We start from the raw sequence: 13,749 nt of genomic DNA, 5'->3' as shown, positions 1-13,749 counted from the left end.
TAATATACTTGTTAACTAAAAATAAGACAATTTTTAGTTTTTAATCAAACCAATTTTCGTTTTATCTCACGTACTCATAGTACCATTTACGTGCATCTAACCAAGCTGTAAATTTATCGATATTCCCGGACGGATAGCCATTCGTTATAGCATAACCAATGCCATCTTTTTGAACGACAATTTGTCCATCAATACCCGCATCAACCATAGCTTGAGCCAAATCTTGTAAATTACTAAATGCTACACCACCAGTTTTTACTTTGAGCAAATTCGCTGCACCTCCTCCAGTTTGTCCTGTAAGAGCAAATACAATAGAATTAGCGATTTTATCAACATTCCATTTTGCCATGTCGGATTCATTATCAATAAACCCTAATTCAATAAGAATAGCCGGTGCCTTCGTTCCATTTAATACTGCTAAATCTGTACGTTGTTTCGCACCTCGATCACGCCATCCAATATCTTTTGCTAGTTGAGCTGAGATTTTAGCCGCCAAATCTTTCTGATCATAATATAAAACCTCAACACCCTGTCCATTTCCATCACTTGCATTAAGATGAAAAGAAATAACTAAATCCACAGCATGGGAATTGCTATTCCGAATGATATTATTTAAATTTTGTGATTGAGTTGCCCCTACCTCGTCCGTATCGTCATAAACCGTGTGTCCTAGGGCTCTTAACTTAGCCGCCACGGCATCTTTAACTTGCCTATCTAGAACGTGTTCTTTCCGATTCCCGAAATTAGCACCTTGAACAATACTATTGTGTCCTCCGTGCAAACTATATCTAGCCATTATTCATCAACATCTCCTTTCTTAATATCTTATTCAAAACTTGTCTTATTGCTATTCCCACTTACAATCTTAACTGTGCCCATACGTCCTATATTTTCTAAAAGTTATGCAATTTGTTTTCGATATAAAAAAGCTATCGCTTCATAAATCGAATGATTTATTCTCTAAATTACTTTTACATGAATGACGACACGAACAAAAAAGCATCACCCTTTCGGCGATGCCTAAAAACTCTATTTTACTTTTCAGCTCCCTAAATAAATAGAGTTTAAAATCACTGAAACTACACCTATATTTCCTCCCCTTCCTTCACAGCTTCTTTCAACCTCTGCAACATATACCCAATTCCTTTACACCCCTCTAGCGGATATGTAATCATTTCTTCTGGATATAACTTTGTCACTACTTTTTTATGCTTCTTCCCTGCTAGTAAGACGATTTCGTCAAACTGTAGTAAACTTTTATCTACCATCTGTTTTTGTAATTGCTCTATACTTATTACCTCATCGCTTTTTGAATCAAATGCAAGATCATAGTTTTCTAATACAATATCACTTGGTCTTAAAAATCCATGTTTCGCTGATAATATAACCCAGTTTTCGAAAAACATAGTTGCGTACGCCTGACATGCTTTTCCGAACGGACTAATATATACATCTTTTGCTTCCATCGGTCCGTAGTCTGAATGTTTATCCCAAATTTTCTTTTTTCCGCATGGAATTATACATAGCCTTTTCATATATATTTCTACTCCCTTTACTTTGGTAAATAAAATTCGTTATTTTGTACATTTTTTTCTCGAGATACTATATAATAATTCTGAAAGTTAAAATTACACATTTTACCATATGCGTACTATAGATTACTCTCATTGCAAATATTATAATACCATAAAAAATTTTTCATTTTTTCTTCAAAATAATGAAACTAAATTATAATGCAAGTATGTATTAATAAAACAATAAAGGAGGTTCATAAAAATGAAAAATATTATTCCTGCACTATTAGTCTATTTTATCGTTTGCGTTATTTCCGTTATCATCCCAGCATCTGAAGGCTATAATTATGTCGGCTGGAAGTTATTTGTTGGGCAAGTGTATGCGATACCTATTTTCTTCATTACTACGATAATCACATTTTATATAAACAAGAAAAAATCTTACGAATAAACGATTATAAGGATAGCTAACGCTATCCTTATTTTAATTCGTTAATCAAAACTTTATATCCTTTCTTCTAAAAAGTTAAACGCAACATCTGTATTTCAGCGTTTAAACGCAGTTCCTCCGAAATCCAGCTCTCTAATTTTGAAACAGATGCAATATTTTTTCAAAAAGCCCCTGTAATTTACTTTTCAATACTTCCATATCATTAAGCATACACAATGCGACTGTTTAAAAGTTAAAAATTTCTGCTTATTATAAATAAAAAAGGACAAATAGCCAATCTGACTACTTGTCCTTACTGTTCATCTGTACGCAATACGATTAAGCTTGGAATGCTTCTGTTAATACTGGTACGATTTGTTTTTTACGAGATACAACACCTTTTAAAGTAGCTGTATTGTTTTCTAGTGATACGTTGTATGCTTTCTCAACAACGTTTGCTGCTTTACCGATCGCAAGACCGACAGAATCGTTAGTTAAGATATCAGTTACAACGAATAAGAATAGGTCTAAACCTTTTTCTTCTACTACTGCAGAAATTACTTTTTCAAGTTCCGCTTGGTGTACAAGAACGTCGTTTGTATCAACAGCGTTTACTTGTGCGATTTCAACTTTCGCATTACCCATTTGGAATTCTTTAGCATCAAGAGAGATTAATTGCTCCATTGTTTTTCCGCTTAAGTCAGCACCAGCTTTTAACATTTCTAAGCCGTAGTTATCTGCATCTACACCAGCGATTTCCGCTAATTCACGAGCAGCTGCTACATCTTGTTCTGTGCAAGTTGGAGATTTGAATAGTAAAGAATCTGAAATGATTGCAGATAACATTAAACCTGCAACTTCTTTACGAATTGTTACGCCATTTTCTTTGTACATTTTATTTAAGATTGTAGCTGTACAGCCAACTGGCTCACAACGATAGTATATAGGATCGCTTGTTTCAAAGTTAGCAATACGGTGATGGTCAATAACTTCTAACACACGAACTGATTCGATATCGTTAGCACTTTGTTGACGCTCGTTATGGTCAACTAAAATAACGTTGTCCACTTCGCTTGCTACTGTCTCAACAAAACGCGGTCCTTCTACTTTAAAATAGTCTAACGCAAATTGAGTTTCACCGCTGATTTCGCCTAAACGTACAGGCTCAGCATTCATTCCTAATTCTTTTTTCAATTCTGCATAAGCAATTGCAGAACAAATTGCATCTGTATCTGGGTTTTTATGCCCGAAAACTAGTACTTTTTCCATGTTTTCCACCTCTTCATGAAAAGGATATCTTAAAGAAGCAAATATGACAATATTTAAAGCATATTTTTTTATAAATAATTGCACTTTCTTCTATATTTTTCATCATTTTCATAAAAAAAATCATCTAAAATGAATTAGATGATCGAAATGTATGTTTCAATTAAAATAGTGTAGGAGCTTGCACTACATTGTTAAAAGCAAAATTTGAGGATAAGCCATTATTCAAAAGGTTTACATCTATAACTTGATAAAACGCATTTCCAGTGTCTGCAATTTCCCAAACAGCTAAAATAAGATGGTATCCACTACGGTCAGTTGGTACATTTGCTTCGTGCGTTACTGTTGTCCCTGGTCTAGCTCCCCCGTCATTTTTTACATAGAATGGCACTAAATCTAAATCTGATCGCGTCAAAGGTTTATTTGGATTCCAACCTTTTTTCGTAATATAATATTTCCACTCTTTCGTACTATGAGGAGCCGTTAGTTTCCACTTGAATGTATTCGTCCCGCCATTTAACGTAACTTTCTTCCACCTATCTACAGTTTGAACATCTAAAGCGGGAAAATGACCAGCCCCTGCAATTTGTCCATCAGAAGGTCCTAGTTGTGGAAATCCACCTATCCCTTCTACACTTTGTGGTTCATATTGAATTGGTCCACAATTTACATTTACACCTTGCTTACATAAATAAGATCGGCTCGCTGGTGATTCTACATATCCATGAGCTGAAGCCTTTTCTGAAAACCCAAATGTTAATAATCCCGTAAGTAATACGCCACCACTTAAAATAACTTTCTTCATCTTTTGTAAACTATTCTTTTTCATTCTTTCATCCCCTTCCCATAATAAAGCGAAAATAACTATAGTCGGCTAGTCATCTTCTCTACATTTATTATAAGACGAGAATCATTACTAAAAGAACCCTCTAAAAACTTTCTCAAATTCATTTAGTGCGTTAATTAGATTATAATTAACTATTTTAACACCGCCAGAAAAATATAGACGGTGTTAAAAATAGTCGTTTATTATTCACTTACTAATAATTAAGCACTCTCCCCGTTTGATTATAACTTAAATGTTTTTATAATAAAGAACCGTAGCATCTAACTTTCCATTCGAAGAAATTGCATACCCTGGTATTGTTCCAACTTCTTGGTAGTCTAGTGATTTGTACAATTTATTGGAAGGATCTCCTTCTCTAGTATCTAATACTAAAAGAGACCTGTTTTCTTGCTTTGCTCGTTCCTCTGCTTTTTGCATAAGCGATCGTCCAATACCGTTTCGTCTAAAGTTTGGATGAGTCATTAATTTGCAAATCTCAGCTCTATGAATTCCGTTAGGCTTAGTAACTAATTGTAATTGAATACTCCCTGCTACTTCGTTGTTTATTTTAGCCACATACAATATCACTTCTGGCGCTAATACTGTTTGCCAATACTTTGTTGCATCTTTTTGTTCCAGTGGAGGCAAAAAACCAATTGATGCCCCATCATTTACAACCATTTTCAAAAGTTTCGAAAGTTCTTCTATATCATTTTCTAGTTTCTTAATTTCTTCAATTACTAAATTTCGCATTACTTTTCCCCCTTTTGTTTCATTGTAACAATTTTTAAAGAAGGAATAATGAAATAATAAGAGGAATTTATAGTTAAGATATGATTTTTTGTGAAAGGATAACGATATGAAATATATATTAGATAGAATGTACGCAAAAGAATTACTCGAATGGGCATATGAACAAAACCCGGGCCCTTGGTTTGAACATTCACTACATGTTGCTCATGCAACTGAAAACATAATTATAGAACTTATAAAAAAAGGGTACAAGCTAGATGCTGACATAGCATATAACGCTGCCCTTTTGCATGATATCGGAAGATACAAAGGTTTTACCAAATCGGTCATTCATTCCTATGATGGTTATATGTATATGAATGATTTAGGGTATACAGGAAACGCTGTTATTTGTGTGACACACTCATTCCCATGCAAAAATGAACATATAGATATCGCAGCAGAATGGAGTCTCGTTCCTGACCATATGAGAAGCCGATTAGTTGAAATATTAAATGAACATTGTAACTACGACTTATACAATAAAGTAATTACTCTTTGTGACGCTCTTGCTGATGCGGATGGCTTTACTACGCTGGAAAGAAGATTAATTTCTGTTGGTTTGCGTCATGGTACAACATCTCATACATCTTTACATTGGAAAGGGTTTTATGCGATTAAGAAAGAATTAGAAGCTTTAATCGGTAAGAGTATATACACAGTTCTTCCTGATGTAGAAAAATCTATTTATGAAGATATAGAATATTAAAGTGAATACAAATTGAAAACGATAAAATTTGTATGTATGTTTCTAAAAGACTCTTTCAAAAGTGGAGGGATTTCTTATTAGTAAAATAGGATTTGACTTGATAAACCTTGAGAGGAATTTTGATTTTGGCTATGAAGATATAAAAGAGATTTCTATGAGATGTAAATTTTCTAACTGTTCACATACAAATGAACCAAACTGCGCGGTTAAAAGAGCTATATCTGACGGTGCTCTTTCTGAAGAAGTAGTTAACAGTTACTATAGAGATTTTAATGAGGCACATTATGTTTCTAAACAGAAAAACAAAACAAAAGCTATTGATTATATGAAACAATTGAAGCTTTTTACAAAACCTTAAAACTAAATAAATAGTTTTTATTTCTCATTCCTACTAAATTTAAAATTCTCCATTATTGTATAACCATAAATTGAACCCATCCTAGATAATTTTTATACTTAAATTTAATTTCACATAAAAAACGTTTTAAACATAAAGTTTAAAACGTTTTTTTATTCAATGCTTTTGATTTTTCAATTCTGTTAAACACTCTTGCACTAAAGTTACCGCTTGACTCATCGCAGCTCCGCCAGCAAATGCTGCTGAAACACCACATGCTTCCAGAATCTCTTTATCCGAACATCCTTGATCAAGACAACCTTTTGTATGATAAATTGTACAATACTCATCTTGCGTTGCTAAACTAATTCCTAATGCAATAAGTTGTTTTTCTCTTTTTGTTAAAGAACCCTCTTGAAAACAAGCTTGCGTGAACGCATTATATGTCTCAGCGATTTCAGGAATTTGATTTGTAAAACTACCTATACCTTCTTTATAATGATGTAGAATATCATTTATCGAACTATGTTGCTCATGTTCCATCTTATTCCCTCCAGTCATATTATCCATACTTATTGTAGTATGTGATGAAATGGAGGCAATATACCTTCTTTCAAATTAAGAATTTTCAATTAATTTGAGTTATAATTTTAAATTATCATCGACAATAACTTTTTCTCTAGAACTTTTTCTTTCAACCTCTTTACTTCTTTCTTCCCAAAATGTTAATCCTTCAATCCCCACATTTTTAGGATTAAATACTGGATCTTTCCCTTCTTTTTTCTGCGTTTCATAATCTTTTAACACTTTTAATGCGGTTTTACTTAAAAGTAAGATTGCGATTAAGTTTAACCATGCCATACTACCGATTCCTAAATCTCCAAGATTCCATAAAAGCGACGCTGATTCAACGCTACCGATGTAAACCATAATTAAAAATCCAAATTTCAAAACTGGTTTTAACCAGCCATACTTCAGTTGACGATCTAAATAAGTAAGTGTCGTTTCAGCGATATAGTAATAAGCGAGTAACGTTGTAAATGCAAAAAAGAAAATCGCAATTGAAATAAATATTGGACCAAACCCTGTTATCACAGTTTCAACTGCTTGTTGTGTATAAATTGGACCAGCTTCCACATTTCCTATGTTTTGTACAATGGCGGTTTTCCCTTCAGGTATAACATTATACATACCTGTTATTAAAATCATAAGAGCTGTCGCTGTACATACGACAATTGTATCGATATATATGGAAAACGCTTGAACTAATCCTTGTTTTGCGGGATGCGATACTTCAGCAGCTGCCGAACTATACGTCGCTTCTCCGACACCAGCAACGTTTGAAAATACAGCGCGTTTTACGCCCCATGCAATAGCTGCACCAACAATTCCACCAAACATTTCATTTACACCAAATGCGCTAGAGAAAATTAAAGCAAACATACTTGGAATCTCCGTTACATTCGCAATTAATATGATACATGTAACAATTACATAACCAATTGCCATAAATGGAACAAGCATTTGAGAAACGCCAGCAATTCTCTTTACACCACCAAAAATAATTGCTGCTAGTAACACGACTAAAAATATACCAGTTATATATTTGCTAATACCATTAGAGTTTTCAAATCCAACTGCGATACTACTAGATTGAATACCTGGTAATAACACGCCATATGAAAGTGTTACAACTACTGCTACAATGACTGCAAACCATTTCATTTTCAAACCTTTCTCAATGAAATATGGAGTACCGCCGCGATATTCATTCCCTACTTTACTTTTGTATACTTGAGATAATGTTGATTCTACAAACGCGCTCGCTGCCCCTAACAAAGCCATTACCCACATCCAAAATACAGCTCCAGGACCGCCGAAAGCAATTGCTGTCGCTACCCCTGCAATATTACCAATTCCAACTCTTCCTGATAAGGCTAAACAAAATGCCTGAAAAGATGATATTCCCGTCTCTGAACTCTTTCCTTCAAATAATAGTTTAATCATCTCTTTAAAATAACGGATTTGCAAAAAGCGTGTTGCAATCGTGAAATATACGCCTACCCCTAATGCAAAAACAACTAAACCGATACTCCACACTTGCCCTACTAACCATTCTACTAAATTCTCCATCCAAATCCCCCTTATCATTCTTTGGAAAAGCAATTTTGTATATAAAAAAAACGGACAACTATTATCAAACTTTCTAGTTGTCCGCATCTTTCATTATTTCATCCCTCAATTTTTATCAGTAAAACGCCCTATTACTTTATATTTACCCAAACACTTTTCACTTCTGTATAATTATCAAGCGCATATGAACCTAATTCGCGGCCAATACCAGATTGTTTATATCCACCAAATGGTGTAGCTGCATTTTCTAAGTTATAATCATTAATCCACACTGTTCCTGCTTTTAATTTATTTGCTACTTGATGACCCGTTTTGATATTTTGCGTCCATACACCCGCAGCAAGGCCATAGGATGAGTTGTTCGCTCGTTCAATTACTTCTTCTGTCGAATCAAATGGAAGTACGACAACAACTGGTCCAAATATTTCTTCCTTAACGATTGTCATATCGTCTGTAACATCTGTGAATATAGTTGGCTTAACGAAATAACCTTTTTCAAGCGCACGTTCGCCACCAGCCGCAACTGTAGCACCTTCTTTCTTCCCTTGCTCAATGTAATATAACACACGCTCTTGTTGTTTCTTAGATACGAGTGGACCCATTTCCGTTCCTTTCTCCATACCTGCTCCAAGTTTTACGTTGTTCGCCATTTTCACAAGTGCATCTACTACAGTTTCATAATGTTTACGATGAACAAATACACGTGATCCTGCGCTACAATTTTGACCGTGATTATACATAATACCTTGGAATGCACCATTTATCGCTTCTTCCAAGTCCGCATCTTCTAAAATGATATTTGGTGATTTTCCGCCAAGCTCTAACGTTACATGCTTAATCATTTCTGCAGATTGACGCATAATATACTTTCCTGTAACAGTAGATCCTGTAAAAGCAACTTTATCAATGTCATGATGATTTACAATTGCAGCCCCTGCTTCAGGACCAAAGCCTGATACAAAGTTTACAACGCCGTTTGGAAATCCAGCCTCTTTAAAGAGTTTCGCTGTATATAGTAAAGATAAAGGCGTTTGCTCTGCTGGCTTTAATACAATCGTACAACCTGTCGCCAGTGCAGCTCCCATTTTCCAAGAAGACATAACAAGCGGAAAATTCCACGGAATAATTTGTCCTACAACACCAACAGGTTCATGTCTCGTATAATTCAAGTAATCTTTTGAAATCGGGATTGTTTGCCCAATAATTTTTGTAGCCCATCCTGCGTAATAACGATAATTTTCTACAGTCGCTGAAATATCATCATCAAGTGCTACTTGATATGGCTTTCCATTATCTAAAGCTTCTAGTTGCGCTAATTCTTCTCTATGTTCTTCAATTAAATCTGCTAATTTATAAATAAGATGCGCTCTTTCAGCAGTAGCCATTTCTGCCCACGGGCCAGATTCAAATGCAGATCTTGCCGCTTTTACTGCAGCATCAATATCCTCTTCTTGCGCTTCACATACGACTGCTAGAACCTCTTCTGTTGCTGGATTGTACGTTTCAAACGTCTTTCCGCCAATAGCAGAAACAAATTCGCCATTAATAAACATTTTAATTTCTTCATTTAAAAACGCTTCCACTTTTGGTTTCAGCTCAATATTTGTCTTTAACATTATGTTCTCCTCCTTATTTAAACAGCTGCATGAGCTGCAATATTTGATAAAATCGTTTGAAGCTTTTGATCTTCTTCTACAGTTAACCCTAGTCTTGGATAGCGAGAAGGTCCTCCCGCTTGCCCATGTAATTCCATAGAACGTTTAACGATTTGAACATATTTCCCTGATCCTTCAAGAAACTCACAAAGTGGTAAAATAGCATCGTTTATTTCCCACGCCTTTTCTAATTCACCATTTTGAAAATGCTCATACATTTTTGTAACGAGACCGGGAACGATATTTCCTGCTACTGAAACCCATCCCGAGGCACCAACTAAATATGATTCCATAACTAAATCTTCAGAACCACAGAAGACTTGGAAAGCCCCTTCACTTTGTCTTACTAAATCTCTCGCTTTTCGAATATCTCCGCTAGATTCTTTAATATGTGTAACATTTTCACACTCTTTTCCAATACGGAGCATTAGCTCTGTACTCATATCAACACCAGAAGTAAATGGATTATTGTATAACATAATTGGTATATTTACAGAGTTTGAGATTTCTTTAAAATGAAAATAAATCTCCTCTTCCTTCGGTTTACAATAGTAAGAGTTTATAATTAATGCACAATCCGCTCCGTGCGCTTCTGCATGTTTCGTATATTCAATTGTTTCTTTCGTCGTCTCTGCTGCAGTTCCAACAATAACTGGAATACGGCCATCAATTTCTTTCAACACGGTTGCTACCATTTTAAATCGTTCTTCTTTTGATAAACTTACAAATTCTCCTGTACTTCCATTAATGATGATACCTGCAACGTTTTGTTCGATAAAGTAATTTACATTTTGCTTTACCCCATCCCAATTAATTTCCTGAAATTCATCCATCGGTGTTATTAATACTGGAAATGCCCCTTTAATTTTTTGCATATTTATCTCTCCTTATCACATTTTATTTTAATAAGAAACCTGCCGGAAACGGATCCGTAGGGTCTAATAGAAACGTCTGCATCCCTGTAATAAACCCTCTACTTTCAAAACGGAAAATGTATCCTAGTTCCTCCTTCTTCACTTTCTCCACAGTTATAAAACTATTAAATATACTTTCATTTTTAAAAGGTTTATCCGCCATATAATCATTTTTAAATAACGCATGAACATAGGAAACAATAGTAGAAACAAAACCTGGCGAATGTACGATAAAGTTATCTTCATGAAATGTAATCGATTTTATATGGTTCTTTTCTTTTTGCGAAGGATCTACTAAAATAAGCCTTTTTATTAGCGACTGTTTTTGTATAGTCTGTAGTGTAGCTTCTCCTCATCTTTTCAATTCAGAAATGTTTTCCATGCGAATTTCTGGCGAATACGCACCTTTCTCTACAACTGCATATACTTTATCTGCTTGTATGAGAGAATAACTTACATTACCAACCTGTAAATTTCCCTCAATCATATAGCATAGTTTGCTTTCAAACGAAACCGATATAACTTCATCATTCTCTACATACGCATGAACTAAAAATATTCCAGATAACGTTTCAATTTTGTATTGATTGGACTCTCTCTTTTTTAAATACCCACTTTCGAGTAACATCGTTATTACTGCAACAATGCCTCCATAATGAAGCGGAACCGAACCTTCATGATTAAAAAATAATACAGCTGCATCCACTTCGTTATAGATAGATGGAACGACAATACACCCATTCAAACCGATAAAACCACGTGGTTCATTTAATAAAAGCTTCATCTCTTCTGCTAATTCACCTGAAAATTGTTCATTTAATTGCTCCAAACTGTAGTAGTATTTGCATGGTACGTCTTTCATTACACGAAATGCCTCGCCATTTACATGTACGTCTACTGCTGTATACATTTTTTGAATGTTCATTTTATATCCTCCGTTTCATGTTCCATCGGCGGAATTAGCAAAAATCCTTCTTTAAGTGGATCCATTTCATTGTAAAAAAATCTATGCATACCCATAAGCCAAGCTGATCCCGTAATTTTCGTTATGACAGCTTCAATATTTTCAACATGTGTCGTATTCATGACATATCCTTTAAATAAAGAACCAACGATACTCTCATGAATGAACTCTTCACCAATTTCGATTTCTTTCTGAGCGTATAATACAGCTAGCTTCGCAGATGTTCCTGTACCGCATGGAGATCGATCTATTCCGCCTGGTGGTACAACAACTGTATTTTTCACATGCGCACATTCATGAGTAGGATCTGTATAAAATTCAACATGTGTTAATCCTCTTATAAACGAATACTCTGGATGAGTGATTTCAAACTTCTCATTAATTGTGTTTCTTATATGAATCGCCTTATCGATGATTGTAGATGCATTTTCTGGTACTAATTCTAGATCTACTGATTTCGCATCAATAATGGCATAAAAATTCCCTCCATACGCAATATCAGCCTCTATAGTCCCAATGTCTTTCACTTGTACAGTAATATTTTTCAATAAAAAAGCTGGTATGTTACAGAAAGATACTTCTTTTGCTTTTCCATCTTGAACAGCAATATCTACTTCAACTAAGCCAGCCGGTGTATCTAGTTTTAAAGAAGTAATCGGTTCAACTACCGGAATTAAACCTGATTCAACTAACGCTGTACATACACCGATTGTATCGTGACCACACATCGGTAAATATCCACCTGTCTCTATGTATATAACACCTATATCAGCCTCAGGATGACATGGGTCTGTTAATAATGCTCCTGACATTACATCATGACCACGCGGTTCATTCATTAACAATTTTCGAATCCAATCATACTCCTTTTTCATATGTAACATCTTCTCTGCCATCGTCTCTCCAATCAACTTTGGAAGTCCACTAATTAATGTCCTCGTTGGATTCCCACCTGTGTGTGTATCAATCGTCGTAAAGACTCTTTGTGACCTCATCCGTTTAACACCCTTTCTGTAAAACGACTCAAACGAAGTGGTTCAATAGGAATAATTGTCTCTTTTTCATTTAATAACTCTTCAATTACTTTTCCAGTAACTGCTGCAAGACTAATCCCATTACCTTCATGTCCAGCGGCAATGAAATAATTCGGAATATGTTCCACTCGTGAAATAATCGGTAAATGATCTTCTGTCCACGGACGTAAACCAGCGTAAGAACGAATTACCATCATATCTGCCATTTTCGGATAAAAGCGAATTGCTCTATTTGCGATACATTTAATGACTTCATTATTTATCCTCGTATGAAATCCTACAAATTCACGACTACTACCAATTAAGAAATTTTGACTTTCAGTAGGCTCAAATACGAGCGCAACCCCGTATTTTTCAGTTAAAGCATCCACTTTTCGTTTTCCGCCAAATTTAGAAATTAAATAACCGAATTCCATTACTTTACGGCATCCTACGTGTTGTTGCCTTGAAGCTACAATAATATGCCCTTTTCTCGGTTCAATTGGTATATTTATATTTAACATCTGACCAATCTTAGGAGCCCACACACCGGCTGCATTTACAACTTGTTTTGCTGTAAAAGTTCCATTCGTAGTTTCTACAACAAATGAACCATCCGTCTCTATTTCCATACTCTTTACTTCCGTCTGCTTAAAAGCTTTTGCGCCAAACTTTTGTGCCTCTGACAGAAGCGAGAAAGCAAGGAGATATGGATTCACAGTTGAATCCGTCGCACATTCTAAACCGCCTAATAAATCATCAGCAAAAAAAGGCGACTCTTCCCTTATATCTTGCCTATCAAGCATTCGAAACGGTAATCCAGCTTCTTGTTGCCGATTTACCCATTGCTGCGCAGCTTCCATCTCTTCGTCTGACTCACATACGAGAATACTTCCTGGTGCCCTATATTCAAATGAATGCTCTAATTCTTCACTTAAATCAGTTACTAATTTTTGACTTACTAAAGACATTTGACTATCAAATCCCGGGTCTTTATCAATGGCCAAAATATTCCCATCACACCGTGAAGACGTCCCGCTGACAAATTCCCCTTTTTCAATGATTGTTACGTCTCTTCCGTATTTTGAAGTGTAATAAGCGATAGAACACCCTATTATTCCACCACCTATAATTAAAACGTCGCAGTGCCTCACAATATACTCCTCCTTTCCTAGCCCTCTCACTTTCTTTTTATG

Annotated in this window: 14 protein-coding genes and 1 pseudogene; 3 read left to right on the top strand and 12 right to left on the bottom strand. The window is 35.2% G+C overall.

What is annotated here, in order from left to right; genetic code table 11:
• Positions 1–61: 61 nt before the first annotated feature.
• On the bottom strand, positions 62–796 hold the full coding sequence (locus QCI79_RS26510) for an N-acetylmuramoyl-L-alanine amidase (protein WP_000135280.1): 735 nt from the start codon (positions 794–796) through the stop codon (positions 62–64).
• 289 nt (positions 797–1,085) lie between these two features.
• Positions 1,086–1,535, bottom strand: coding sequence for a DUF6884 domain-containing protein (locus QCI79_RS26505; protein WP_000824872.1), 450 nt, complete (start codon positions 1,533–1,535; stop codon positions 1,086–1,088).
• 241 nt (positions 1,536–1,776) lie between these two features.
• On the opposite strand from QCI79_RS26505, the gene QCI79_RS26500 reads away from it, so the two are divergent.
• Positions 1,777–1,965, top strand: coding sequence for a DUF4017 family protein (locus QCI79_RS26500; protein ID WP_000789486.1), 189 nt, complete (start codon positions 1,777–1,779; stop codon positions 1,963–1,965).
• 318 nt (positions 1,966–2,283) lie between these two features.
• On the opposite strand, the gene ppaC is transcribed toward QCI79_RS26500, so the two are convergent.
• The 3 genes from ppaC to QCI79_RS26485 all read right to left on the bottom strand — a co-directional run bounded on the left by ppaC (position 2,284) and on the right by QCI79_RS26485 (position 4,789).
• Entirely contained in the window at positions 2,284–3,213 is a 930-nt protein-coding gene (ppaC, locus tag QCI79_RS26495; RefSeq protein ID WP_000416865.1) for a manganese-dependent inorganic pyrophosphatase, read from the bottom strand.
• Between the two features lie 160 nt (positions 3,214–3,373).
• Complete coding sequence (locus tag QCI79_RS26490) at positions 3,374–4,039, bottom strand: lytic polysaccharide monooxygenase (RefSeq protein WP_000742279.1); 666 nt, start codon at positions 4,037–4,039, stop codon at positions 3,374–3,376.
• Positions 4,040–4,285: 246 nt separating this feature from the next.
• Positions 4,286–4,789 (bottom strand): GNAT family N-acetyltransferase, encoded by a 504-nt coding sequence (locus QCI79_RS26485; RefSeq protein ID WP_001245251.1) that lies wholly within the window; start codon positions 4,787–4,789, stop codon positions 4,286–4,288.
• 106 nt (positions 4,790–4,895) lie between these two features.
• Here QCI79_RS26485 and QCI79_RS26480 point away from each other — a divergent pair, with 106 nt between their 5' ends.
• Together QCI79_RS26480 and QCI79_RS26475 are read left to right on the top strand one after the other, a co-directional pair.
• The gene (locus QCI79_RS26480) at positions 4,896–5,537 is read left to right on the top strand and encodes an HD domain-containing protein (RefSeq protein WP_000874102.1); all 642 of its coding nucleotides are present in this window, start codon (positions 4,896–4,898) and stop codon (positions 5,535–5,537) included.
• Positions 5,538–5,598: 61 nt separating this feature from the next.
• Positions 5,599–5,895 (top strand): P-loop NTPase family protein, encoded by a 297-nt coding sequence (locus QCI79_RS26475; protein ID WP_000398282.1) that lies wholly within the window; start codon positions 5,599–5,601, stop codon positions 5,893–5,895.
• Positions 5,896–6,051: 156 nt separating this feature from the next.
• Here QCI79_RS26475 and QCI79_RS26470 read toward each other — a convergent pair whose 3' ends face one another.
• The 7 genes and pseudogenes from QCI79_RS26470 to QCI79_RS26440 all read right to left on the bottom strand — a co-directional run bounded on the left by QCI79_RS26470 (position 6,052) and on the right by QCI79_RS26440 (position 13,707).
• On the bottom strand, positions 6,052–6,444 hold the full coding sequence (locus QCI79_RS26470) for a carboxymuconolactone decarboxylase family protein (RefSeq protein WP_002005224.1): 393 nt from the start codon (positions 6,442–6,444) through the stop codon (positions 6,052–6,054).
• A gap of 72 nt (positions 6,445–6,516) precedes the next feature.
• A complete protein-coding gene (locus tag QCI79_RS26465; RefSeq protein WP_021728593.1) occupies positions 6,517–8,007 on the bottom strand; it encodes an alanine/glycine:cation symporter family protein in 1,491 nt (496 codons plus the stop codon).
• A 131-nt stretch (positions 8,008–8,138) separates the two neighbouring features.
• Positions 8,139–9,623, bottom strand: coding sequence for an aldehyde dehydrogenase family protein (locus QCI79_RS26460; protein ID WP_021728594.1), 1,485 nt, complete (start codon positions 9,621–9,623; stop codon positions 8,139–8,141).
• Between the two features lie 17 nt (positions 9,624–9,640).
• Positions 9,641–10,537 (bottom strand): 4-hydroxy-tetrahydrodipicolinate synthase, encoded by an 897-nt coding sequence (gene dapA / locus QCI79_RS26455; protein ID WP_001169459.1) that lies wholly within the window; start codon positions 10,535–10,537, stop codon positions 9,641–9,643.
• Positions 10,538–10,559: 22 nt separating this feature from the next.
• Positions 10,560–11,501, bottom strand: a pseudogene (locus QCI79_RS26450) (proline racemase family protein).
• Positions 11,498–12,535, bottom strand: a complete 1,038-nt coding sequence (locus QCI79_RS26445) for a proline racemase family protein (protein ID WP_001257540.1) — start codon at positions 12,533–12,535, stop codon at positions 11,498–11,500. Before QCI79_RS26445 ends, QCI79_RS26450 begins: the two are co-directional and overlap by 4 nt.
• A complete protein-coding gene (locus QCI79_RS26440; protein ID WP_021728595.1) occupies positions 12,532–13,707 on the bottom strand; it encodes an NAD(P)/FAD-dependent oxidoreductase in 1,176 nt (391 codons plus the stop codon). The genes QCI79_RS26445 and QCI79_RS26440 overlap by 4 nt, the downstream gene beginning before the upstream one ends.
• Positions 13,708–13,749 lie beyond the last annotated feature (42 nt).

Source organism: Bacillus cereus group sp. MG1, from assembly GCF_040460035.1.
Taxonomy (GTDB): domain Bacteria; phylum Bacillota; class Bacilli; order Bacillales; family Bacillaceae_G; genus Bacillus_A; species Bacillus_A cereus.
The sequence above is the reverse complement of the archived record's forward strand: the minus strand, read 5'-3'. Positions and strand labels throughout refer to the sequence as shown.

Excerpts from the sequence above, each read along its gene's own strand:
- QCI79_RS26485 (WP_001245251.1), bottom strand. The coding sequence starts at position 4,789 with ATGCGAAATTTAGTAATTGAAGAAATTAAGAAACTAGAAAATGATATA.
- QCI79_RS26500 (WP_000789486.1), top strand. The coding sequence starts at position 1,777 with ATGAAAAATATTATTCCTGCACTATTAGTCTATTTTATCGTTTGCGTT.
- QCI79_RS26505 (WP_000824872.1), bottom strand. The coding sequence starts at position 1,535 with ATGAAAAGGCTATGTATAATTCCATGCGGAAAAAAGAAAATTTGGGAT.
- QCI79_RS26465 (WP_021728593.1), bottom strand. The coding sequence starts at position 8,007 with ATGGAGAATTTAGTAGAATGGTTAGTAGGGCAAGTGTGGAGTATCGGT.
- QCI79_RS26460 (WP_021728594.1), bottom strand. The coding sequence starts at position 9,623 with ATGTTAAAGACAAATATTGAGCTGAAACCAAAAGTGGAAGCGTTTTTA.
- QCI79_RS26470 (WP_002005224.1), bottom strand. The coding sequence starts at position 6,444 with ATGGATAATATGACTGGAGGGAATAAGATGGAACATGAGCAACATAGT.
- QCI79_RS26490 (WP_000742279.1), bottom strand. The coding sequence starts at position 4,039 with ATGAAAAAGAATAGTTTACAAAAGATGAAGAAAGTTATTTTAAGTGGT.
- QCI79_RS26480 (WP_000874102.1), top strand. The coding sequence starts at position 4,896 with ATGAAATATATATTAGATAGAATGTACGCAAAAGAATTACTCGAATGG.
- QCI79_RS26510 (WP_000135280.1), bottom strand. The coding sequence starts at position 796 with ATGGCTAGATATAGTTTGCACGGAGGACACAATAGTATTGTTCAAGGT.
- dapA (WP_001169459.1), bottom strand. The coding sequence starts at position 10,537 with ATGCAAAAAATTAAAGGGGCATTTCCAGTATTAATAACACCGATGGAT.
- QCI79_RS26445 (WP_001257540.1), bottom strand. The coding sequence starts at position 12,535 with ATGAGGTCACAAAGAGTCTTTACGACGATTGATACACACACAGGTGGG.
- ppaC (WP_000416865.1), bottom strand. The coding sequence starts at position 3,213 with ATGGAAAAAGTACTAGTTTTCGGGCATAAAAACCCAGATACAGATGCA.